At 62.8% G+C, this 19,902-nt stretch carries 17 protein-coding genes; 13 read left to right on the top strand and 4 right to left on the bottom strand.

The window, feature by feature from the left end; translation table 11 throughout:
- Positions 1 to 11 precede the first annotated feature (11 nt).
- The 13 genes from flhF (at position 12) to LVS58_RS24340 (ending at position 12,079) form a co-directional block, all read left to right on the top strand.
- Positions 12 to 1,319: a flagellar biosynthesis protein FlhF gene (gene flhF / locus LVS58_RS24400; protein ID WP_064614941.1), complete on the top strand. Its 1,308-nt coding sequence runs from the start codon at positions 12 to 14 to the stop codon at positions 1,317 to 1,319.
- Positions 1,320 to 1,412: 93 nt separating this feature from the next.
- The gene (fleN, locus tag LVS58_RS24395) at positions 1,413 to 2,246 is read left to right on the top strand and encodes a flagellar synthesis regulator FleN (protein ID WP_003254408.1); all 834 of its coding nucleotides are present in this window, start codon (positions 1,413 to 1,415) and stop codon (positions 2,244 to 2,246) included.
- Positions 2,243 to 2,983 carry an RNA polymerase sigma factor FliA gene (gene fliA / locus LVS58_RS24390; RefSeq protein ID WP_003254406.1) on the top strand — a complete coding sequence of 247 codons (741 nt, stop codon included), beginning with the start codon at positions 2,243 to 2,245 and terminating at the stop codon, positions 2,981 to 2,983. The genes fleN and fliA overlap by 4 nt, the downstream gene beginning before the upstream one ends.
- A 107-nt stretch (positions 2,984 to 3,090) precedes the next feature.
- Positions 3,091 to 3,465, top strand: coding sequence for a chemotaxis response regulator CheY (locus tag LVS58_RS24385; protein WP_010955070.1), 375 nt, complete (start codon positions 3,091 to 3,093; stop codon positions 3,463 to 3,465).
- Between the two features lie 22 nt (positions 3,466 to 3,487).
- Positions 3,488 to 4,276, top strand: coding sequence for a protein phosphatase CheZ (locus LVS58_RS24380; protein WP_233693162.1), 789 nt, complete (start codon positions 3,488 to 3,490; stop codon positions 4,274 to 4,276).
- A gap of 12 nt (positions 4,277 to 4,288) precedes the next feature.
- Positions 4,289 to 6,532 (top strand): chemotaxis protein CheA, encoded by a 2,244-nt coding sequence (locus LVS58_RS24375; protein ID WP_233693161.1) that lies wholly within the window; start codon positions 4,289 to 4,291, stop codon positions 6,530 to 6,532.
- Positions 6,533 to 6,578: 46 nt separating this feature from the next.
- Positions 6,579 to 7,691 (top strand): protein-glutamate methylesterase/protein-glutamine glutaminase, encoded by a 1,113-nt coding sequence (locus LVS58_RS24370; protein WP_233693160.1) that lies wholly within the window; start codon positions 6,579 to 6,581, stop codon positions 7,689 to 7,691.
- Entirely contained in the window at positions 7,691 to 8,431 is a 741-nt protein-coding gene (locus LVS58_RS24365; protein WP_233693159.1) for a flagellar motor protein, read from the top strand. The genes LVS58_RS24370 and LVS58_RS24365 overlap by 1 nt, the downstream gene beginning before the upstream one ends.
- Before the next feature lie 3 nt (positions 8,432 to 8,434).
- Entirely contained in the window at positions 8,435 to 9,292 is an 858-nt protein-coding gene (gene motD, locus LVS58_RS24360) for a flagellar motor protein MotD (protein ID WP_233693158.1), read from the top strand.
- A 184-nt stretch (positions 9,293 to 9,476) separates the two neighbouring features.
- Positions 9,477 to 10,265: a ParA family protein gene (locus LVS58_RS24355; RefSeq protein ID WP_233693157.1), complete on the top strand. Its 789-nt coding sequence runs from the start codon at positions 9,477 to 9,479 to the stop codon at positions 10,263 to 10,265.
- On the top strand, positions 10,265 to 11,161 hold the full coding sequence (locus tag LVS58_RS24350) for a CheW domain-containing protein (protein ID WP_233693156.1): 897 nt from the start codon (positions 10,265 to 10,267) through the stop codon (positions 11,159 to 11,161). The genes LVS58_RS24355 and LVS58_RS24350 overlap by 1 nt, the downstream gene beginning before the upstream one ends.
- 41 nt (positions 11,162 to 11,202) lie before the next feature.
- On the top strand, positions 11,203 to 11,682 hold the full coding sequence (locus tag LVS58_RS24345; RefSeq protein ID WP_003254393.1) for a chemotaxis protein CheW: 480 nt from the start codon (positions 11,203 to 11,205) through the stop codon (positions 11,680 to 11,682).
- 1 nt (position 11,683) lies between these two features.
- The gene (locus LVS58_RS24340; RefSeq protein ID WP_233693172.1) at positions 11,684 to 12,079 is read left to right on the top strand and encodes a DUF2802 domain-containing protein; all 396 of its coding nucleotides are present in this window, start codon (positions 11,684 to 11,686) and stop codon (positions 12,077 to 12,079) included.
- Positions 12,080 to 12,175: 96 nt separating this feature from the next.
- Here LVS58_RS24340 and LVS58_RS25150 read toward each other — a convergent pair whose 3' ends face one another.
- The 4 genes from LVS58_RS25150 to fliK all read right to left on the bottom strand — a co-directional run bounded on the left by LVS58_RS25150 (position 12,176) and on the right by fliK (position 19,736).
- On the bottom strand, positions 12,176 to 15,016 hold the full coding sequence (locus tag LVS58_RS25150; protein WP_233693155.1) for a dermonecrotic toxin domain-containing protein: 2,841 nt from the start codon (positions 15,014 to 15,016) through the stop codon (positions 12,176 to 12,178).
- Between the two features lie 10 nt (positions 15,017 to 15,026).
- Complete coding sequence (locus LVS58_RS24330) at positions 15,027 to 17,777, bottom strand: dermonecrotic toxin domain-containing protein (protein WP_233693154.1); 2,751 nt, start codon at positions 17,775 to 17,777, stop codon at positions 15,027 to 15,029.
- A gap of 67 nt (positions 17,778 to 17,844) precedes the next feature.
- Positions 17,845 to 18,183 (bottom strand): EscU/YscU/HrcU family type III secretion system export apparatus switch protein, encoded by a 339-nt coding sequence (locus LVS58_RS24325; protein WP_233693153.1) that lies wholly within the window; start codon positions 18,181 to 18,183, stop codon positions 17,845 to 17,847.
- Complete coding sequence (gene fliK / locus LVS58_RS24320) at positions 18,180 to 19,736, bottom strand: flagellar hook-length control protein FliK (protein ID WP_233693152.1); 1,557 nt, start codon at positions 19,734 to 19,736, stop codon at positions 18,180 to 18,182. Before fliK ends, LVS58_RS24325 begins: the two co-directional genes overlap by 4 nt.
- Between the last annotated feature and the right edge of the window lie 166 nt (positions 19,737 to 19,902).

Here is a 19,902-nt window from a genome sequence, read left to right as displayed (position 1 = left end):
GGTAGTGGATAATGCAAGTTAAGCGATTTTTCGCCGCCGATATGCGTCAGGCCATGAAGCTGGTCCGTGACGAGCTGGGCGCCGATGCCGCGATCATTGGCAACCGCCGCATTGCCGGCGGTGTCGAACTGACGGCCGCGCTGGACTACAAGCTGTCCGCCCTGGCCCCGCGTGTGCCCAACGCCGAGCTGGAAGAAGAGCTGCGCAAGACCCATACGCGCATTGCCACTGCCCAGGCCGAGCTGGACCAGCGTCAGGACAGCAGCGACAACAACCGCCAATTGTTTGCCGGGCAATCTTTGACCGCTGCCGAACCGTTGATCGAGCCGCACGTCGATGCTCCTGAGGCCGCCGCGGCACCCGCTGCTGCGCCGGTTGACCCGCGCCTGTTCGATGCCATGCGCTCTGAGCTGTCGGGCCTGCGCGAGCTGCTGGAAGTGCAGCTCGGTTCGCTGGCCTGGAATCAGCTGCAGGGCAGCAAGCCGCAGCAGGCCAACCTTTGGCGCCGCCTGCAGCGCATCGGCTTGTCCGGGCCGATCGCCCGCGAGCTGCTGGACCTGACCGCCGAGATCGAGGAGCCGCGCCAGGCCTGGCGCATGCTGCTGGCTCACCTGGCACGGATGATCGAAGTACCTGAAATCGAGCCGATCGAAGAGGGCGGGGTGATCGCCATGGTCGGCCCGGCGGGCATGGGCAAGACAACCACCCTGGCCAAACTGGCCGCGCGCTACGTGCTCAAGTACGGCGCGCAGAACCTGGCGCTGGTGAGCATGGACAGCTTCCGCATCGGCGCCCAGGAGCAGCTCAAGACCCTGGGCCGCATCCTCAACGTGCCGGTGACTTACGTCGACCCGGGCCAGTCGCTGGCTGCCGCGCTGGAGCCGCTGCTGCGCAAGCGCGTGGTGCTGATCGACACTGCCGGCCTGCAGGCCAGCGACCCTGCGCTGCGCATGCAACTGGAAACCTTGGCCGGGCGTGGCATTGCCGCGAAGAACTACCTGGTGCTGGCCACCACCAGCCAGAAGCAGGTGCTGACCGCCGCCTACCACAGCTACAAGCGCTGTGGCCTGGCCGGCTGCATCCTGACCAAACTCGATGAAACGGCAAGCCTTGGCGATGTGTTGAGCCTTGCCATCAGTCATGAACTGCCAGTGGCCTATCTTACCGATGGCCCACGCATTCCTGACGACCTGCACCTGCCGCGGGGCCACCAGTTGGTCACGCGGGCGGTGAATGTGCAGCAGCAGGATGAGCCTAGCGAAGAGGCCATGGCCGACATGTTCGCTGATCTCTATCACAACCCACGGCGAGCGGGTTGACCATGAAGCGTGTGCAAAGTAGCTATGCCAAGGGGCACGCAGAATTGCCCTACGTGTGGCCTGAGTCCCAGCGAGACAAGGTAATGAACAGACATGGGTAGCATGCATCCCGTACAGGTGATCGCCGTGACCGGTGGCAAAGGTGGCGTCGGCAAGACTAACGTTTCAGTGAACTTGTCCCTGGCGCTGGCCGAGCTTGGCCGCAGGGTCATGCTGCTGGACGCCGACCTGGGCCTGGCCAATGTCGACGTGTTGCTGGGCCTTACCCCAAAACGTACCCTCGCCGATGTGATTGAAGGGCGTTGCGAGCTGCGTGATGTGATGCTGCAGGGCCCCGGCGGTGTGCGCATCGTACCGGCAGCCTCGGGCACCCAGAGCATGGTGCATCTGGCCCCGGCCCAGCATGCCGGGCTGATCCAGGCGTTCAGCGAGATCGGCGACAACCTCGATGTGTTGGTGATCGATACCGCTGCGGGTATCGGTGACTCGGTGGTCAGCTTCGTTCGCGCCGCCCAGGAAGTGCTGCTGGTGGTGTGTGATGAGCCTACCTCGATTACCGATGCGTACGCGTTGATCAAGCTGCTCAATCGCGACTATGGCATGAACCGTTTCCGTGTGTTGGCCAACATGGCGCAGAGCCCGCAGGAAGGGCGCAACCTGTTTGCCAAGCTGACCAAGGTCACCGACCGCTTCCTTGACGTTGCCCTGCAGTACGTGGGTGCCGTGCCGTACGACGAGTGCGTGCGCAAGGCGGTGCAGAAGCAGCGTGCTGTCTATGAAGCCTTCCCTCGCTCCAAGTGTGCGCTGGCCTTCAAGGCGATTGCCCAGAAGGTCGACAGCTGGCCGCTGCCGGCCAATCCGCGCGGCCACCTGGAGTTCTTCGTCGAGCGCTTGGTGCAACCCACCAGCGCGGGACCCGTACTATGAACGCCAGCGGCTTCAAGATGTACAGCCGGGCGGCGAAGGACGCCCAGTACGAGCTGATCGAACGCTACGCCCCGTTGGTCAAGCGCATCGCCTACCACCTGTTGGCGCGTTTGCCGGCCAACGTGCAAGTCGAGGACCTGATCCAGGCCGGCATGATCGGCCTGCTGGAAGTGGCCAACAAATACGACGCCAGCAAGGGCGCCAGCTTCGAGACCTACGCCGGCATCCGCATTCGCGGGGCCATGCTGGACGAAGTGCGCAAAGGCGATTGGGCGCCGCGTTCGGTACACCGCAACACCCGTATGGTCAGTGATGCCATGCGTGCGGTTGAAGCCAGAACAGGCCGTGACGCTAAAGATCATGAAGTTGCTGCCGAACTCCAATTGAGTCTCGATGATTACTACGGGATCTTGAACGATACCCTGGGCAGCCGCCTGTTCAGCTTCGACGACCTGTTGCAGGACGGCGAGCACGAAGGGCTGCATGAGGATGGCGCCAGTGGCCAGGTCGAACCTGCACGCGGCCTGGAGGAGGAGCGCTTCCAGGCTGCCCTGACCGAGGCTATCGCCAACCTGCCGGAGCGTGAGCGCCTGGTGCTGGCGCTGTACTACGACGAAGAGCTGAACCTCAAGGAAATCGGTGAGGTACTGGGTGTCAGCGAGTCGCGGGTCAGCCAGTTGCACAGCCAGTGTGCCGCGCGCCTGCGCAGCCGCCTGGGGGAATGGCGGGCACGTTGAGCCCACTGTCGTTGCAGTCGTTTTCCACGTTGTACCGAATTGAATGAGTGCGTGCTCGGTAGGCCGAGCGCGTTTGAGACTGCTTGGAGGTCTAATTGGACAAGAACATGAAAATCCTCATCGTTGACGACTTTTCGACGATGCGGCGGATCATCAAGAACCTATTGCGTGACCTGGGTTTCACCAACACCGACGAAGCCGATGACGGCACCACGGCGTTGCCGATGCTGGAAAACGGTCACTACGACTTCCTGGTGACCGACTGGAACATGCCGGGCATGTCCGGCATCGACCTGCTGCGTAAAGTGCGGGCCAGCGACAAGCTGAAAAGCATGCCGGTATTAATGGTGACCGCCGAAGCCAAGCGCGACCAGATCATTGAAGCGGCACAGGCCGGGGTCAATGGTTACGTGGTCAAGCCGTTCACCGCTCAGGTGCTCAAAGAGAAGATCGAGAAGATCTTCGAACGCGTCAACGGCTGAGTCACGTCAGGGGGGACGCGTCATGGATTCATCACAAACGTCTTTGGGCGAGTTCGAGTCGACCCTGAAGAAGCATGCCCAGGAGTTGGTCGAAAGCCTGGAGCGGGGCCGTTTCGGCGAGGCGGTGCAGTTGATTCACGAACTGAACCAGACCCGCGACCGCGGCCTGTATCAGGAAGTCGGCAAGCTGACTCGCGAACTGCACAGTGCCATCGTCAGTTTCCAGATCGACCCCACCATGCCGCAGGCAGAAGAGGTGTCGCAGATTACCGACGCCACCGAGCGCCTGTCGTATGTGGTCAAGCTCACCGAGGGCGCGGCCAACCGCACCATGGACCTGGTCGAGGAAAGCACGCCGGTGCTCAATGAGCTGGCCAGCGAGGCCAAGGCCCTGAGCACCGATTGGCAGCGCTTCATGCGCCGCGAAGTGGCTGCGCCGGAATTTCGTGATCTGGTCAAGCGAGTCGACAGTTTCCTGACGCACAGCGCCGAGGGTAACCGCAAGGTGTCCGGGCACCTCAATGACATTTTGCTGGCCCAGGACTATCAGGACCTGACCGGCCAGGTGATCAAACGCGTCACCGCACTGGTGACCGAGGTGGAAAGCAACCTGCTCAAGCTGGTACTGATGGCCAGCCAGGTCGACCGCTTTGCCGGTATAAACCATGATCACGATCAATTGCGTGCAGAAAAAGATCGAGAAAAACATCCGACTCGGGGTGAAGGTCCGCAGATTCATGCCGATAAGCGTGAAGACGTCGTGTCCGGTCAGGACGATGTCGATGATCTGCTGTCCAGCCTTGGTTTTTAAGGAGCACGTTTGATGAGCTTCGGCGCCGATGAAGAAATCCTCCAGGATTTCCTGGTAGAAGCCGGCGAAATACTTGAGCAATTGTCCGAGCAACTGGTCGAGCTGGAAAGCCGACCTGACGATGCCGACCTGCTCAATGCGATCTTTCGCGGTTTCCACACTGTAAAAGGGGGCGCCGGCTTCCTCCAGCTGAACGAGCTGGTGGAGTGCTGCCATATCGCCGAGAACGTGTTCGACGTCCTGCGCAAAGGTGAGCGCCGGGTCGATGCGGAACTGATGGATGTGGTGCTCGAGGCACTGGATACGGTCAACAGCATGTTTGGCCAGGTGCGCGAGCGTGCCGAAGTGACACCGGCCACCCCCGCGCTGCTGGCAGCGTTGGCGCGCCTGGCCGAACCTGGCGCCGCCGAAGCTGTTGCAGCGCCTGCACCGGCACCGGTTGCCGACGTGGCGGTTGCAGAGCCGGCCGAGGCCGAGGCGCAACACCAGGACATCACCGACAGTGAGTTCGAGCAGTTGCTCGATTCGCTCGATGCGGTGAAGGCGCAAGCGGCGGCCGACGAGCAGATGCATGGCGAGACTGTCAGCGGTGCCGGTGATGAAATCACCGACGCCGAGTTCGAATCGCTGCTCGACCAGTTGCACGGCAAGGGCCAGTTCAGTGCCGAAGTTGCCGCGCCGCCGGTTGCCGTCAGCAGCGAAGCGGTCAGTGATGAGATCACCGACGCCGAATTCGAATCGCTGCTCGACCAGTTGCATGGCAAGGGCACCTTCCAGGCTGGCGCGTTGCCGGCCGCTCAGGCGCCAGCGCCTGCCGCACCCGACAACAGTGCCGCCGGCGATGAAATCAGCGAGCACGAATTCGAAGCCCTGCTGGACCAGTTGCACGGCAAGGGCAAGTTTGGTGGCGATGTTGCCGCCGTAGAAGCCCCGGCTGCTGTCCAGGCGCAAGCGCCGGCTGCCGCCAAGGCCGAAAGCCAGCCGGTGGCCAAGCCAGCTGCCGCACCAGTGCCTTCGCCGGCCAGCAAACCTGCTGCGGCGCCTCGCGCGCCGGCCCCGGCTGCCGAAAAGCATGCCGCCAGCGAAGCGGAAACCACCGTGCGCGTCGATACGGCGCGCCTGGACGAGATCATGAACATGGTCGGCGAACTGGTGCTGGTGCGTAACCGCCTGGTGCGTCTGGGCCTGAACAGCGGCGACGAGGCAATGTCCAAGGCCGTGTCCAACCTCGATGTGGTCACCGCCGACCTGCAGACCGCGGTGATGAAAACCCGTATGCAGCCGATCAAGAAGGTCTTCGGCCGCTTCCCGCGCCTGGTCCGCGATCTGGCGCGCCAGTTGAAGAAAGAGATCAATCTGGAGCTGGTCGGCGAAGAAACCGACCTTGACAAGAACCTAGTAGAAGCCCTCGCCGACCCGCTGGTGCACTTGGTGCGCAATGCGGTCGACCACGGTATCGAGATGCCCGACGAGCGTGAAGCGTCAGGCAAGGCGCGTACCGGCCGCGTCGTGCTGTCGGCCGAACAGGAAGGCGACCATATCCTGCTGTCGATCTCGGACGACGGCAAGGGCATGGACCCCAACATCCTGCGCGCCAAGGCCGTGGAAAAGGGCCTGATGGACAAGGACGCCGCCGAGCGCCTGAGCGAGTCGGACTGCTACAACCTGATCTTCGCCCCAGGCTTCTCGACCAAGACCGAGATTTCCGATGTGTCCGGGCGTGGCGTGGGCATGGACGTGGTGAAAACCAAGATCTCCCAGCTCAACGGTTCGATCAACATTTTCTCGGCCAAGGGCCAAGGCTCCAAGATCGTCATCAAGGTGCCGCTGACCCTCGCGATCATGCCCACCCTGATGGTGATGCTGGGCAACCAGGCGTTCGCCTTCCCGTTGGTCAACGTCAACGAGATCTTCCACCTCGACCTGTCGCGCACCAATGTGGTCGACGGCCAGGAAGTGGTGATCGTGCGCGACAAGGCGCTACCGCTGTTCTACCTCAAGCGCTGGCTGGTCCAGGGCCAGGTGCACGAAGAGCAGCACGAGGGCCACGTGGTGATTCTGTCGGTTGGCACCCAGCGCATCGGTTTTGTCGTTGACCAACTGGTGGGCCAGGAAGAAGTGGTCATCAAGCCGCTGGGCAAGATGCTGCAAGGCACCCCCGGCATGTCCGGGGCCACCATTACCGGCGACGGTCGCATCGCGTTGATTCTCGACGTCCCGAGCATGCTAAAGCGTTACGCCGCGCGGCGTATTTGATTTCGGTGGCGCGCCCTGGCGGGTTGCGCCGCCTAATGGAGTGTTTATGGCAGTCAAGGTCCTGGTGGTGGATGATTCTGGTTTCTTCCGCCGCCGTGTCTCGGAAATCCTCTCGGCGGATCCAACGATCCAGGTAGTGGGTACCGCGACCAACGGCAAGGAAGCAATTGACCAGGCGCTGGCGCTCAAGCCCGATGTCATCACCATGGACTACGAAATGCCCATGATGGATGGCATTACCGCAGTGCGGCACATCATGCAGCGCTGCCCGACGCCCGTGTTGATGTTCTCGTCGCTGACCCATGAAGGCGCCCGCGTCACCCTCGATGCGCTGGATGCCGGCGCAGTGGACTACCTGCCGAAAAACTTCGAGGATATCTCGCGCAACCCAGACAAGGTCAAGCAGTTGCTGTGCGAGAAGGTGCACACCATTTCGCGCAGCAACCGCAGGATCGGCAGCTATGCCAGAACGGCGCCTGTCGCCGCGCCAGCGCCCGCCAACACCTTCACCAGCCAGACGCAGACACGACCTGCAGCGCCTGCCCGTGCAGTGGCCCCGGCACCGGCGGCCTCGCAGTCGTCGGCACCCAAGCGCAAGCCCTACAAACTGGTGGCCATCGGGACCTCCACGGGGGGGCCGGTGGCGCTGCAGCGGGTACTGACCCAGTTGCCGGCCAATTTCCCGGCGCCGATCGTGTTGATCCAGCACATGCCGGCGGCCTTTACCAAAGCGTTTGCCGAACGCCTGGACAAGCTGTGCCGCATCAGCGTCAAGGAAGCCGAAGACGGCGACATGCTGCGCCCGGGCCTGGCCCTGCTGGCCCCCGGTGGCAAGCAGATGATGATCGATGGCCGTGGCACGGTGAAGATCCTGCCCGGCGACGAGCGCCTGAACTACAAACCGTGCGTGGACATCACCTTCGGTTCGGCGGCCAAGTCGTATGGTGACAAGGTTCTGTCGGTAGTGCTCACCGGTATGGGCGCCGATGGCCGCGAGGGCGCGCGCCTGCTCAAGCAGGGTGGCAGCACGGTGTGGGCCCAGGATGAAGCCAGCTGCGTGATTTATGGCATGCCCATGGCCATCGTCAAGGCCAACCTGGCTGATGCCGTGTACAGCCTGGATGAAATCGGCAAGCACCTGGTGGAGGCGTGCGTCTGATGGACGTCCTCAGCCTGATCGGTTTGATCCTGGCTTTCGTTGCCATCGTCGGTGGCAACTTCCTTGAAGGCGGTCATGTCGGTGCTCTGGTCAATGGCCCGGCGGCGCTGATCGTGCTGGGTGGCACCCTGGCAGCGGCGTTGTTGCAGTCGCCGCTGTCGTCGTTCAAGCGTGCCTTGCAGATCTTGCGTTGGATCCTGTTTCCACCGCGGGTTGACCTGGCAGGCGGCATCGACCGCGTGGTGAACTGGAGCCTGACCGCTCGCAAGGAAGGCCTGCTGGGCCTGGAAGGGGTAGCTGACAGCGAGCCCGACCCCTATGCGCGCAAGGGCCTGCAACTGCTGGTGGACGGCGCCGAGCCGGAAGCCATCCGCAGCATCCTTGAGGTCGACTTCCTGACTCAGGAAGGCCGTGACATCCAGGCAGCCAAGGTATTCGAAAGCATGGGCGGCTATGCGCCGACCATCGGCATCATCGGTGCGGTCATGGGCCTTATCCATGTGATGGGCAATCTGGCCGACCCGTCGCAGCTGGGCAACGGCATTGCCGTGGCCTTTGTCGCCACCATTTACGGTGTGGCCAGTGCCAACCTTGTGCTATTGCCGATCGCCAGCAAGCTCAGGGCCATCGTCATGCGCCAGTCGCGCTACCGCGAAATGCTGCTTGAAGGCCTGCTGTCGATTGCCGAAGGTGAAAACCCGCGCTCGATCGAGCTGAAGCTGCAAGGCTTCATGGAGTAGACCATGCGTCGCCGTCGTCCTACCGAGGAACACGTAAACCACGAGCGCTGGCTGGTGTCGTACGCCGACTTCATCACGCTGCTGTTCGCCTTTTTCGTGGTGATGTATTCGATTTCCTCGATCAACGAGGGTAAGTACAAGGTTATTTCCCAGGCCTTGCTCGGGGTATTCAACGACCCCGAGCGCAGTATGAAGCCGATCCCGATTGGCGATGAGCAGCCGCTGAGCGTGCGCCCGGCCGAACCGCTGGTCAAAGACAGCGAGCAGACCGAAGCGGGCCTGGCGGCGACCCATGTCGACCCGTTGAAAACCATCAGCGATGACGTGCGCGATGCCTTCGGCGACCTGATCAACAGCGACCAGATGACTGTGCGCGGCAACGAGCTGTGGATCGAGATCGAGCTCAACTCATCGCTGCTGTTTGGCAGTGGTGATGCGATGCCCAGTGACAAGGCGTTTGCGATCATCGAGAAGGTGGCCAACATCCTCAAGCCGTTCGCCAACCCGGTGCACGTCGAAGGCTTCACCGACAACCTGCCGATCCGTACTGCGCAGTACCCAACCAACTGGGAGTTGTCCTCGGCGCGCGCGGCCAGCATCGTGCGCCTGCTGGCCATGGAGGGCGTCAACCCGGCACGCATGGCCTCGGTGGGCTACGGCGAGTACCAGCCGGTGGCCAGCAACGATACCGCCGAAGGGCGCGCACGCAACCGCCGGGTGGTGCTGGTGGTTTCCCGGAACCTGGAAGTGCGCCGCAGCCTGACAGGCTCGGGCAGCGCCAATGCCACACCAGATGCCGCATTGCGCCGTGCTGGCACACAAAGTGCACCAGCAATACAAGCAACGGTAGCGAGGCCGTGATACGTCAATTCCCCGTCGCCGCTGTCCCCTGCAGGCGCGGGTTTACCCGCCAGTCGGGCGACGCGGTGTGTTGCACCGGTTGCACCGGTGTTCGCGGGTAAACCCGCTCCTACATTGATTGCGCGAGCTTTCGAATTTTGAGCAAGGCAGTGTCCCTGCCAAATCAATAGATAGAGTTTGCTTGATGAGAGTCTGGGCAGTAGCCAATCAAAAAGGTGGTGTCGGCAAGACCACCACTACCATTGCCCTGGCCGGCCTGCTGGCCGAGGCCGGCAAGCGCGTGGTCGTCGTCGACCTCGACCCGCACGGCTCGATGACCAGCTACTTCGGGCACAACCCGGATGCCCTGGAGCACAGCTGCTACGACCTGTTCCTGCACAAGGGCGCGGTGCCCGAAGGCTTGCCCGGGCAACTGCTGCTGCCCACCAGCGATGAGCGCATTTCGCTGTTGCCGTCGAGTACCGCGCTGGCGGTGCTGGAGCGCCAGTCCCCAGGGCAGAATGGCCTGGGCCTGGTAATCGCCAAGAGTCTGGCGCAGCTGTGGCAGGATTTCGACTATGCCCTGATCGACAGCCCACCCTTGCTGGGTGTGCTGATGGTCAATGCCCTGGCCGCCAGCCAGCAGCTCGTGATCCCGGTGCAAACCGAATTCCTCGCCGTGAAGGGCCTGGAGCGCATGGTCGGCACCCTGGCCATGGTCAATCGTTCGCGCAAGCAGGCGTTGCCGTACCAGATTGTACCGACCCTGTTCGACCGTCGTACCCAGGCGTCGCTGGGCACCCTCAAGTTGCTGCGTGACACCTACGGGCAGCAGGTGTGGCAGGGCTACATTCCGGTGGACACGCGACTGCGCGATGCCAGCCGCAAGGGCGTCACACCTTCGCAGTTCGACAGCAAGAGCCGCGGGTTGATCGCCTACAGGGCGCTGCTCAAGCACCTGCTCACCTACAAGAACGCAGTGCAGGTGGCCTGATGACTCAAACCCGGCAAACCAGCACCCGGCCCCAGATGGCCCTGCAATCGTACCTGGACGGCCTGCTGCAGGAGGCCACCGAGGCCGAAGACCTGAGCGAGCAGCCGGCAGCGGTGGATGAATTCGCCGAGGCGGTGCGCGAGGAGCAGGCACGCGATGCCCGGCAGCAAGCCCGGCCAGCGCCTGCCGAAGCCGCTGCCGCCAGCTTTGCCCCGCGGCCGTTCGCCGAGCCCCGGCTGGCAGTACTGCCCAGCGTGATGCCGGTGGATGCCCCGGTGGTAACGGTGCTCGAACAGGAGATCGTTGCCCAAGCCAGCATTCCGGTACTGGTCGAAGAACACACCGTGGAACCGGCTGTGCCGCTGGTCGATGTGCATCTGCCAGCGCCCAACCTGCCCGTACCCCCGGCCACTGTCGACGGTCGTCCGGCATGGGCAGCCGAGCCATTCGAATGCCTGCTGTTCGACGTTGCCGGCCTGACCCTGGCGGTGCCGTTGGTGTGCCTGGGCTCGATCTACACCCTGGCTGGCCAGGAGCTGACGCCACTGTTCGGCCAGCCCGACTGGTTCCTCGGCATCCTGACCTGCCAGGCCGGCAACCTGAAGGTGCTGGACACTGCGCGTTGGGTAATGCCCGATCGCTACCGCGATGATTTTCGCCAGGGCCTGCAGTACGTGATTTCGGTGCAGGGCTACGAATGGGGCCTGGCGGTGCATCAGGTCAGCCGCTCGCTGCGCCTGGACCCGTCGGAGATCAAGTGGCGCAGCCAGCGTGGCCAGCGCCCGTGGCTGGCCGGCACCGTAATCGAACACATGTGCGCACTGCTCGACGTCGCCGCACTGGCCGAGCTGATCGCCAGCGGTGCGGTCAAGCAGATGCATGCCAAACAGAAATGACACAGAACATACCGCCAACGGCGGATTTTGAGGGTAGGGGAATGAAAAAGTCGTCTGCACAAGGTTCCGAAGATCCGATCCTGCAGTGGGTTACCTTCCGTCTGGACAACGAGTCCTACGGCATCAATGTGATGCAGGTGCAGGAAGTACTGCGCTACACCGAGATCGCCCCGGTACCGGGCGCGCCGAGCTACGTGCTGGGCATCATCAACCTGCGCGGTAACGTGGTGACGGTGATCGACACGCGTCAGCGTTTTGGCCTGATGCCGACCGAAGTGACCGACAACACCCGTATCGTCATCATCGAAGCCGACAAGCAGGTGGTCGGCATTCTGGTCGACAGCGTGGCCGAAGTGGTTTACCTGCGCCAGTCCGAAATCGAGACGGCGCCGAACGTCGGTAACGAAGAGTCGGCCAAGTTCATTCAGGGTGTGTGCAACAAGAACGGCGAACTGCTGATCCTGGTCGAACTGGACAAGATGATGACCGAGGAAGAGTGGTCCGAGCTTGAGAACATCTGAGTTGATCCTAGAGGTTGCTGTCATCTTCCTGGCGCTGGCCTGGGCGCTGAGCCTGTGGTTTTTCCTCAACTACAGCAAGCGCCAGCGCGAGCTGGCGGCCCAGCAGGCCGAGGGCGATGCGCTGCGTGACCAGCGCATCAAGGACTTGGCCAAGCGTCTGGATGACTACCAGAACGGCACCGTGCGCATGGGGGAGGCCATCCATGAGCTGCGTGCGGCGGTGGCCACGCTGCCAGACCGGTTGGAGCGCCTCGAGCAGCGCGACCCCAGCAACGTTACCTTCAGCCAGGCGGCCAAGCTGGTGGGCATGGGGGCCAGCGTCGATGAGCTGACCCAGAGCTGCGGCCTGACCCAGGCCGAGGCGGAGCTGATGAGCAAGGTGTACCGGGCTCCTTGACAGGGGTTTGCAGGTACCCGCGGCAGCAGGTTCGTCGTCTGGGAAATCTAGCGACGCCTGCGCGGCGCTCGATCTGCAAAGCGCTCCCTGGCCTGTTCAGTACCCCTGCGCATTGCCCGCCTGGGCCACATGTTCAAGCGGTAGCAGACGCTGTTCTGCGCGCAGCAGGGCGGCTTCGTCGAACAAGGCCTCGTGTGAGAGCGGTTGCAGGCTGACCAGATCAGCCACTTGCCGGTAGGTGTACAGATCAGGCAGATATTGGTCGATCACATGGTTGAGCACTGCCGGGCCGGTAAGCTGGTGCAGTTTGCGTGTGTAGGTCAGGTAGGCAGCGCTGTCCAACCGTGAGGGTTTTGGCTCGGTATAGAATGCCCTGCCTTCGGCGGTAAGATAGCGGCTCAGGATCTCATCGGAGATCTCGTCGAGCAGCGGGTTCAGCGCCCGGCTGCCGATCATGCTGGTGTTGTAGCTGGTGTGCATGCCCAACTGGGCGTTGCATACCGGGCTTCTGAGCAACAAGCCGTCGAGCTGTGTGTTCAGCGCGACGCTGTCAATCTTCGCCTGCGCGCCCTCGCTCAGCAGGTGGTCATCCATGTCCAGGTAAATACCGCCTTCGCTGCGCAGGATTCGATAGCGCAAGATGTCCGAAGCCGACGAGAAGTTGCTGGCTACCCCACCATTGCCTTCGATGGCGGCCTGGTACTGCCCGAAGTAAGGACTTTGGCTGAACTGTCGATAGAAGCTTTGCGTTTCCAGCGTACTCACCTGCAGGCCGGCCTGCATCCGGGAGGCGAGCTGGTCGCGGTTTTGCGCGTAGGCATGTGGGCTGGCATCGGAAAGGTAGAGCGTGAGGCGGTATTCGCTGCCCTGCAGTACTCTGAGGTTGTTGTCCAAGGCCTGCATGTAATCCCCCGCGATCACCTGGTCACCTACCCAGAGGCTGAAGATCTGTTTGGGCAATGGCAGGCCTGCGGTGCGGCCGAGTGCCTCCAGATCGACCGGCAATGTCAGGTCAAGGCCCAGTGCTCGCAGGGTGCGGGTACGCGATGCATTGCTGATCTCACGGGCCGGGTCGGTATCTGCTATCAAGCTGCCTGGCGTGGCAGGATCTGCGATGAAATGTTGGGTGCCACGGGCCCCGTTCGGGTAGCGGATCACGAAACTGTCGGAACCGGCATCGTAGTAAAGTCGGTGAGGCCTGTCGGCGATCTTGCCGGACAAGACATCGTCGCCGTTGAAGCCTCTGCGGCGCACGACACTGTTGGCGACGAGCGGGTCGCCGCCTGGCCTGGCCACGGCAATGTCTTCACCGGCTTCGGCCAGTTCATTGAACAGCGGCATGACCGCCTCGGGCAGATGCGGGGGCATCACCGGGCTGAGCGGGTAACCCACCCGTGCGTTGATCCTGACGGGTTTGACCCAGCCCAGCGGACGGCTGCCGAGTAGCGCCTTGCTAGCCTTCACGCCCTGTGCCAGACCGGGCGCGGCGTTGAGAAGGCCGAACACGGTCTGCCAGGTACCTTCTTCCTGTTGCTGCTGGCTCTTGCCGTTGAGCGCCTCGTCCAACCCGACGCCGAATTGCGTGGCGCCTGCAACCATCACCAGCGGAATCAGCTCGGGAACCACCAGCAGGAATGGCGTGAGCAGATTCATGCACAGGTAGAAGTAGCCGCGCCAGGTGGCTTGGCTGACTTCGCTGTCGCGGGTGATCAGGAACTCGGCGTCGGCCTGGCTGCGTCGTTGCTGTTGCAGTGCACAGGCCATGAACAGATCGCCGTCGATACGGGGGCTGTAGGTGTCGGGCCGGTAATTGATCACGCTGTGCGGGTTCCAGTACCGTACCAGCCGCACTACGCGAGTGGCGGGCAGGATCCAGTGCTTGGGTGGGTAGTCGGCAAAACCTGTCAGCACCGTGGCTAAACCAGAGCGGGTGAGCCGGTCGGGGATATCGCGGTATTGAAAATGGCCAAGCAGGGCAGCACGTTTGGCTGGGTCGGTGCACTGGTGCGCCAACCAGAAATTCAAATGGCGAAGGTTGACGAACTCATGGATAGGCGAAGCATTCCCTGGCATATACAGCAACGTCACGCCACTGCTGGTATCTCGCAGGCAAAGAATATCGCTGGACATGCACCCGTTGATGTTCAGGAGCCTGGCTTCGACACCGTTGGCTGACAGCTGCCGCTGAGTGGAGGTCCGCTCTACGCCTGCGGCGCGCCAGGCCAGGCTGCGCGCTCGTTCGCTGAGGCTGCTATGGCGGGTCTGCTTGTTACATGCGGCCAGAAAGGCTGCACGTGAACATTGCGCATAGTGTTCCAGCGAATGTTGCCAGAAATCCTCCAGCTGGCGCTTGAATACGTCTTGGAACTCGAACTGCCATATGAACGACTGGAATGCCTCTGCTTTCACTGGGACGCAGGTGCTGGCGTCATAGCGCATGGGTTCGTTGCGTCGGAACAGCCCATGGTAGACGCTGTAGTCATCGATGTCCTCGAACAGCCCGCCCTTGGGCAATGCCTCCACCAGTGTGAATTGGCCGGTGGCCAGGGCTGCAGGCCAGGGCTGGCGACCGTGCGGCAGGATCAATGCGGGCAGCAGGCCAAGCAGATCCAAGGTGCGTGCAGGGCTCAGGGCCTGCATCGCGAGCTGCTGCAAGGTCAGCGCTTCGCTGCGGTCCTGCCAGTTGGTCAGCAGCGCCTGGGTCATGGTCATCTGTTCGGCAACCTTTGCCAGCCAGCCGCGCTCCTTGTCGACGGTGTAATGCAAGGTGACGGCCAGGACCTGATCGGGGTCCAGATCGAGATTCTGTTGTCGTGCCCACGCGCTTATCGCAGCGCTGGCTTGACGATCGGGGCGGGGTAGACGGCTGAGCAGGGAGGTGACATGACGTTTCCCTGCTTGGCCAATCACCGGCGAGAGGGTGGGGGAAAGCTTCACGGGCGGCATCTCAGTTGCGCACCCAGGAGTGATTGCCGCCGACCTTGGCAAAACGGTTCAGGGGCAGCAGCTTCCTCATTGCCGTGTTGGCCTCTGAAATATCGATGAAGCGGTGGGCGTTGATGCGCGGCATGGTGTGCAGATTGATGATTTGGCGCAGGGTACGCAGACCTGGCAGGTGACGGTCGACCACCTCAGTGACCAGTGCCGGGCCGGTGAGGTAGCTGAGCTTGCTGGCATAGCGGTAGAAACCAGCCGGGTCCTGCGCCAGGCTCGGTCGGCTCTCGTAGAAGTCCGCGGCGGTCTGATAGCGTGCGAGCATTTCCTCGGAAATTGCCTCCAGCACGGGGTTGCCTGGGTGACTGGCGATGAGGCTGGTGTTGTAGAGGCAGTTCATGCTCATTTTCTCGTTGGACATGGGCGGCGCCAGCAGCAGCCCATCGGGTGGAGTTTTCAGCTCAACCTGATCAATCGACTCGCCGGGTGCCCCTACCGGCTGTCCATCGATGATCTCGCGGTGCTCGCCGGCTGCCAGCAACGAGTCGTCGATATCCATGTATAAACCGCCTTCGTGGTGCAGCATCGGGTAGCGCAGAACATCGGATGCCGAGGCGTAGTTGGTCGCAATGCCACCGTTGCCGTCCAGCGCTGCCTCGTATTGCGCGTGGTAACGGCTCTGGCGAAACGCCCGGAAGAAGGCTTGCTCCTCAAGTGGAAGCACCTGCAGGCCGGGCGCGCGGGCTGCCAGCAGGCTTGCGTTTTGTTCATAGGCGGTGGCAGAAGCCTTAGACAGGAACAGGCGCAAGCTGTATTCGCTGTCGGCCAGGCGCGTGACGTTGGCGGCAAGGTTGGCCAGCAATGGCTCGCTGATGACTTTGTCGCCAACCCACAGGCTGGATATCCGTTTGGGAATTGGCGCGCTGTCTGGCGCCAGCGTCGGGATTTGCACCGGCAGCGGCAAATCGACACCCAAGGCACGCAGGCTGCGGGTGCGCATGGCGTTGGTCACTGGGCGGGGCATATCGAGCTTGACGAGGTCGCGGCTGTTGGAGACTGCGATGAATGCTGGTGGGTCGACTTCGTTCAGGTCGTCCTTGCGAATGAATGCATCGCGCTCCAGGTCGTAGGCCACGTGCGCGTTGTAGGTCTCGATGCTGGCGTCGAGGGTATCGAATTCGCCATCGTAGCGCGGTACCCGTATCACCGCGCCGGCAATTGCTGGGTCGCCTTCGGCAAGCGGTGCAATGGGGTCGTGGTTGTGGAAATAGACCGCGCCCTCTGGCTCTGGCAAGCGCGGTGGGCTAGTCGGGCTTAATGGATAGCCGAACTGCCCGTTGACCTCGCGCGGCATGACAAAACCGTCGCTTTTGAATTCGAACAGGGCCTTGATGCCTGCCGTGCCCTCCGCCGCCAGCGGTGCGGCGTTGAACAGCCCCCAGGCAATGTCGCCAATACCGTCCTGCTTGGCTTGCAGGGTGTGGCCATTGATCACCTGGTCCAGGCCCAGGCCCAACTGGGCAATGCCGCCGACCGCCAGCAGCGGCGCCAGCCCCGGTACTACCAGGCACAGCGGCGCCAGCATGTTGAGCGTGTTGGTGAGGTAACCTCGCCATTTACCTCTGGTAACCTGGCTGTCGGTGGTGATGACAAAATCGGCATCATCGTAACTGCGCTGGCGCTGGCGCTCGGTCAAGGCCGCGAACATATCCCCGGTCAGTTTGGGGTTGTATTTGCCAGGTTTGTAGTTCACGTAGGTTCTGGGTGCCCAGACGCCATCATCGTTGAAAAAACCATGTTCAGGCGGCAGCCGGTGCCGGTTTGGATAATCGCCAAGGCCCTCGAGCGCGGTATCCAGACCACTGAAGTCGAGGCCCTGGGGACGGTCGGCGAGCCTGAAGTGCTGCTTGAGTGCTTCGCGCCGGGCGGGGTCCTTGCACTGCTCGCCCACCCAGTCCTTGAGCAGGTTCTCGCTTTCGAATTCGAGCAAGGGTGAGCTGTTGCCCGGCATGTACAGCACGGTCAGATCGCTGCGGGGGTCATTGATGTACAGCAGGTCGGTGGCCGCGTAGCCATAGACGCTCAGCGTGCTCACCCGTACCTTGCGACGCCGCGGCATCATGCCAGCGGCTCGCCATGCCAGCTTCCTGGCGGCATCGCTCAGGCGACCGTGGCTGACCTGGGCGTTGCAGGCGGCGATGAAGTTGAGCTTGCTGGCTAAACGGTGACTGTCCAGGTGTTGCTGCCAGTAAGTGTCGAGCATGGCTTTGAACGGGCCATGAAAATCCAGCTCTTCTATGAAGCGCTGGAAGGCTTCAGCCGGAACCTGAACGTGGGTCGAAGCATCGTAACGGGCAGGGGAGGATCGCTTGAACAGGCCGTTGTACACTTCAAAGTCGGCGCCTTGATGGCCAAAGCCCAGCGCTGGCAGGCGATCGACCAGCTTCAAGGGCCCTTGGGGAAAGGTGCCTGCCCAAGGGGTGGCGAACAGCGCGCCGATGAGGTTGTTATCGGACTCACCTTGCCAGTTGCCCAGCAGCGCCTGGGTCATGCTCTGGGTCTGCTGGACCGCTGCCACATACCCTTGGTCATCCGGCCGGTAGTGCAGGGTGACCACATCGACGCGATCGGGGTCGATATGCACACCTTGCCCGACAAGCCACTGCCGGATCAAGCGATTGGCTTCGCGGTCCGGGCGTGGGATGTTGGCCAGATGGTCTACTACGAACTGCACGCCCTGGGCGTTGATTCTGCTGTCGGTCATGACGGTCACCTTGTACGTGTGAGGTCTACAAGGTTGCGCGCACGGTGGGTGAGGCGGTGGTAGATATTTACTGGCCAGTGCCGGGCAGCAGGGGCAATGGTGGGGTGATATCGCGCTCTGTCTGTGGCGGATCATCGAAGCCGGCGGGCACCTTGCCGCGCAGTTGCCAGGCGAAGGCGATGATTTCGGCAATGGTCAGGTACAGCGCCTCGGGTATTTGATCGCCCAGCTCCAGCCGCGCCAGCAGGCGCACCAGCTCAGCGTTTTCGTAGATCGGCACTTCGTGTTCGCGGGCGAGCGCAAGGATGGCCTCGGCCAGTTCCTCGTCGCCCTTGGCGGTGAGGGTCGGTGCCTGATGGCCGTCGTAGTTCAGCGCTATGGCTTGGCGTGGTGTCCTATCGTTCATGCGGTTTCGTCCACCCAGCGTTGTTCCATTCGTGTGCGTGGCCCCTGCGGCGGGATGCCCGGGTGGCACTCCAGGTCGCCGACGTCCAGGCCCCGGGCCACAAGGCGTGCGCGCAGCGCGCCAAGCTGGGTGTCGATCAACCGCGCGGTCTGCTCGCGCTCCGCCCATAGCTGCCCGCTCAGGCGGCCCTCGCTCAGTTGCGCCTGCACTTGTAGTGGGCCGAGCGGGGACAGGTCAAAGGCCAGCTCGATGCGCCACAGGGCTTGCCGAGGGTCTCGGGCTTCATGTTGGCGGTCGGCCTGTTGTTGTGGGGTTTCTTCACGCTGCAGTTTGACTTGCAGCGGGATGAAGTCCTGGCCGTGGCGGATCGGCACTTCGGATTGCCAGGTGGTCTGCAGGTTGCCGTTTTCCAGCGTGCCGGTTTGTTGCAGGCTGCTCATTGCGTGGCTCTGCAAACGTGAAACGGCAGCGGCAGCCAGACGCAGCAGCTGTTGCAGGTCGCCTTCCTCTTCCAGGGCCTTGAGCAGGCGCGACGGTAATGGAAACGCGCCCGGCTGCGGCTTGGGGCTGACCCGCTCGAGCATGCCCAGTGCGCTGCGCGCCAGTATCGGCATGGTCAGTGCCAGGCTGGCGGGGTTGAGAGTGGTGGCCCCTGTCGGAAAGGCAGGGGCCTGGGCCATCAGCCGCAGCAAATGCGCTTTGAGATCGGTGTCGACGCTGGCGGGGGACCCGCTCAGCAGCTTTGCCTCGAGAAAGCTGCCGCTGTTGTTCAGGGCCTGGGCCACTGCCTTGGCGTCGCCCAGTTGACGGGCGTCCGGCAGGCCGGCCAGCAGGCGTTCGGCGCTGGCGCGCAGGTCGCCATCAACGCCTGGGTCGCGGGTAAGCTGTTGCAGGGCGTTGAGCAGGCCGGGCAGGGAGGCTTGGCGGTTTTGCTGTGTCAGCAGCTGTTGGGCAATGCTGAGTTGGTCCTGCCTGCCGCTGAGCGGCACGAAGCGCAATGACTGATCACCCTGCACCAGGGCGCTGAGCAGGCTGCCAACGGCCAGCGGACGTGGGCTGTCGATGCTCAGTGTGGCACCGGCCTGGCTGCTGTTGAGCAAGCTGACCAGCGCCCGGTACACGGCCGGTTGGCCGGGTGCCTGGGCCAGCGGCTGGTTGGTCAGGACCTTGCCTTGCAGCAAGGTGCCGACCGGCACCTTGCTGGTGGGCAGCTGGGTGAGGGTGGCGACCTGGCTGGCGCTGGCCTGTTGCAGCATGATCGCCAGGCGATTGCTTTCGGTCTGGCTGACGGTGATCTGGCTGCCTTGAGGCAGCGGCTGGCTGGCGTTGGCCTGTAGCTGGGTCTGCACGCCGTTGGCCTGCATCAGCCGTAGCACCAGCTGAAAGTCCTGGCCCGTCTGGCGCAACGATAAAACTTCGGCTTGCGCGGTTTCGCCGGGGGCCAGCAGCCCAGGCTGCGCCTGGATAAGGCGCAGCAGTTCGCCGGTCGTGCCCGCCTTCATGGCTTGGCTGTTGATCGCGGTTTGTGCGCCGAGACTATTGATTTCAGTCATGATTGTATACAACCTGTCGAGCCCGGCCTCTTGGCAGCGCGGCGGCGCATGTAATAATGCCGAGCGCCCGTGGTTGCCAGTATAACGGCAGCGCGCGGGGCGACTTGAGACACAAGGGATTTGGAGCGGGGGGGGGGGGGGGGGGGGGGGGGGGGGGGGGGGGGGG

It is taken from the genome of Pseudomonas sp. JR33AA (assembly GCF_021378985.1).
Classification (GTDB): domain Bacteria; phylum Pseudomonadota; class Gammaproteobacteria; order Pseudomonadales; family Pseudomonadaceae; genus Aquipseudomonas; species Aquipseudomonas alloputida.
The sequence above is the reverse complement of the archived record's forward strand: the minus strand, read 5'-3'. Positions and strand labels throughout refer to the sequence as shown.

Bases quoted from the DNA above. Each gene is read 5' to 3' on its own strand.
- flhF (WP_064614941.1), top strand. From the start codon at position 12: ATGCAAGTTAAGCGATTTTTCGCCGCCGATATGCGTCAGGCCATGAAG.
- fleN (WP_003254408.1), top strand. From the start codon at position 1,413: ATGGGTAGCATGCATCCCGTACAGGTGATCGCCGTGACCGGTGGCAAA.
- fliA (WP_003254406.1), top strand. From the start codon at position 2,243: ATGAACGCCAGCGGCTTCAAGATGTACAGCCGGGCGGCGAAGGACGCC.
- LVS58_RS24385 (WP_010955070.1), top strand. From the start codon at position 3,091: ATGAAAATCCTCATCGTTGACGACTTTTCGACGATGCGGCGGATCATC.
- LVS58_RS24380 (WP_233693162.1), top strand. From the start codon at position 3,488: ATGGATTCATCACAAACGTCTTTGGGCGAGTTCGAGTCGACCCTGAAG.
- LVS58_RS24375 (WP_233693161.1), top strand. From the start codon at position 4,289: ATGAGCTTCGGCGCCGATGAAGAAATCCTCCAGGATTTCCTGGTAGAA.
- LVS58_RS24370 (WP_233693160.1), top strand. From the start codon at position 6,579: ATGGCAGTCAAGGTCCTGGTGGTGGATGATTCTGGTTTCTTCCGCCGC.
- LVS58_RS24365 (WP_233693159.1), top strand. From the start codon at position 7,691: ATGGACGTCCTCAGCCTGATCGGTTTGATCCTGGCTTTCGTTGCCATC.
- motD (WP_233693158.1), top strand. From the start codon at position 8,435: ATGCGTCGCCGTCGTCCTACCGAGGAACACGTAAACCACGAGCGCTGG.
- LVS58_RS24355 (WP_233693157.1), top strand. From the start codon at position 9,477: ATGAGAGTCTGGGCAGTAGCCAATCAAAAAGGTGGTGTCGGCAAGACC.
- LVS58_RS24350 (WP_233693156.1), top strand. From the start codon at position 10,265: ATGACTCAAACCCGGCAAACCAGCACCCGGCCCCAGATGGCCCTGCAA.
- LVS58_RS24345 (WP_003254393.1), top strand. From the start codon at position 11,203: ATGAAAAAGTCGTCTGCACAAGGTTCCGAAGATCCGATCCTGCAGTGG.
- LVS58_RS24330 (WP_233693154.1), bottom strand. From the start codon at position 17,777: ATGACCGACAGCAGAATCAACGCCCAGGGCGTGCAGTTCGTAGTAGAC.
- LVS58_RS24325 (WP_233693153.1), bottom strand. From the start codon at position 18,183: ATGAACGATAGGACACCACGCCAAGCCATAGCGCTGAACTACGACGGC.
- fliK (WP_233693152.1), bottom strand. From the start codon at position 19,736: ATGACTGAAATCAATAGTCTCGGCGCACAAACCGCGATCAACAGCCAA.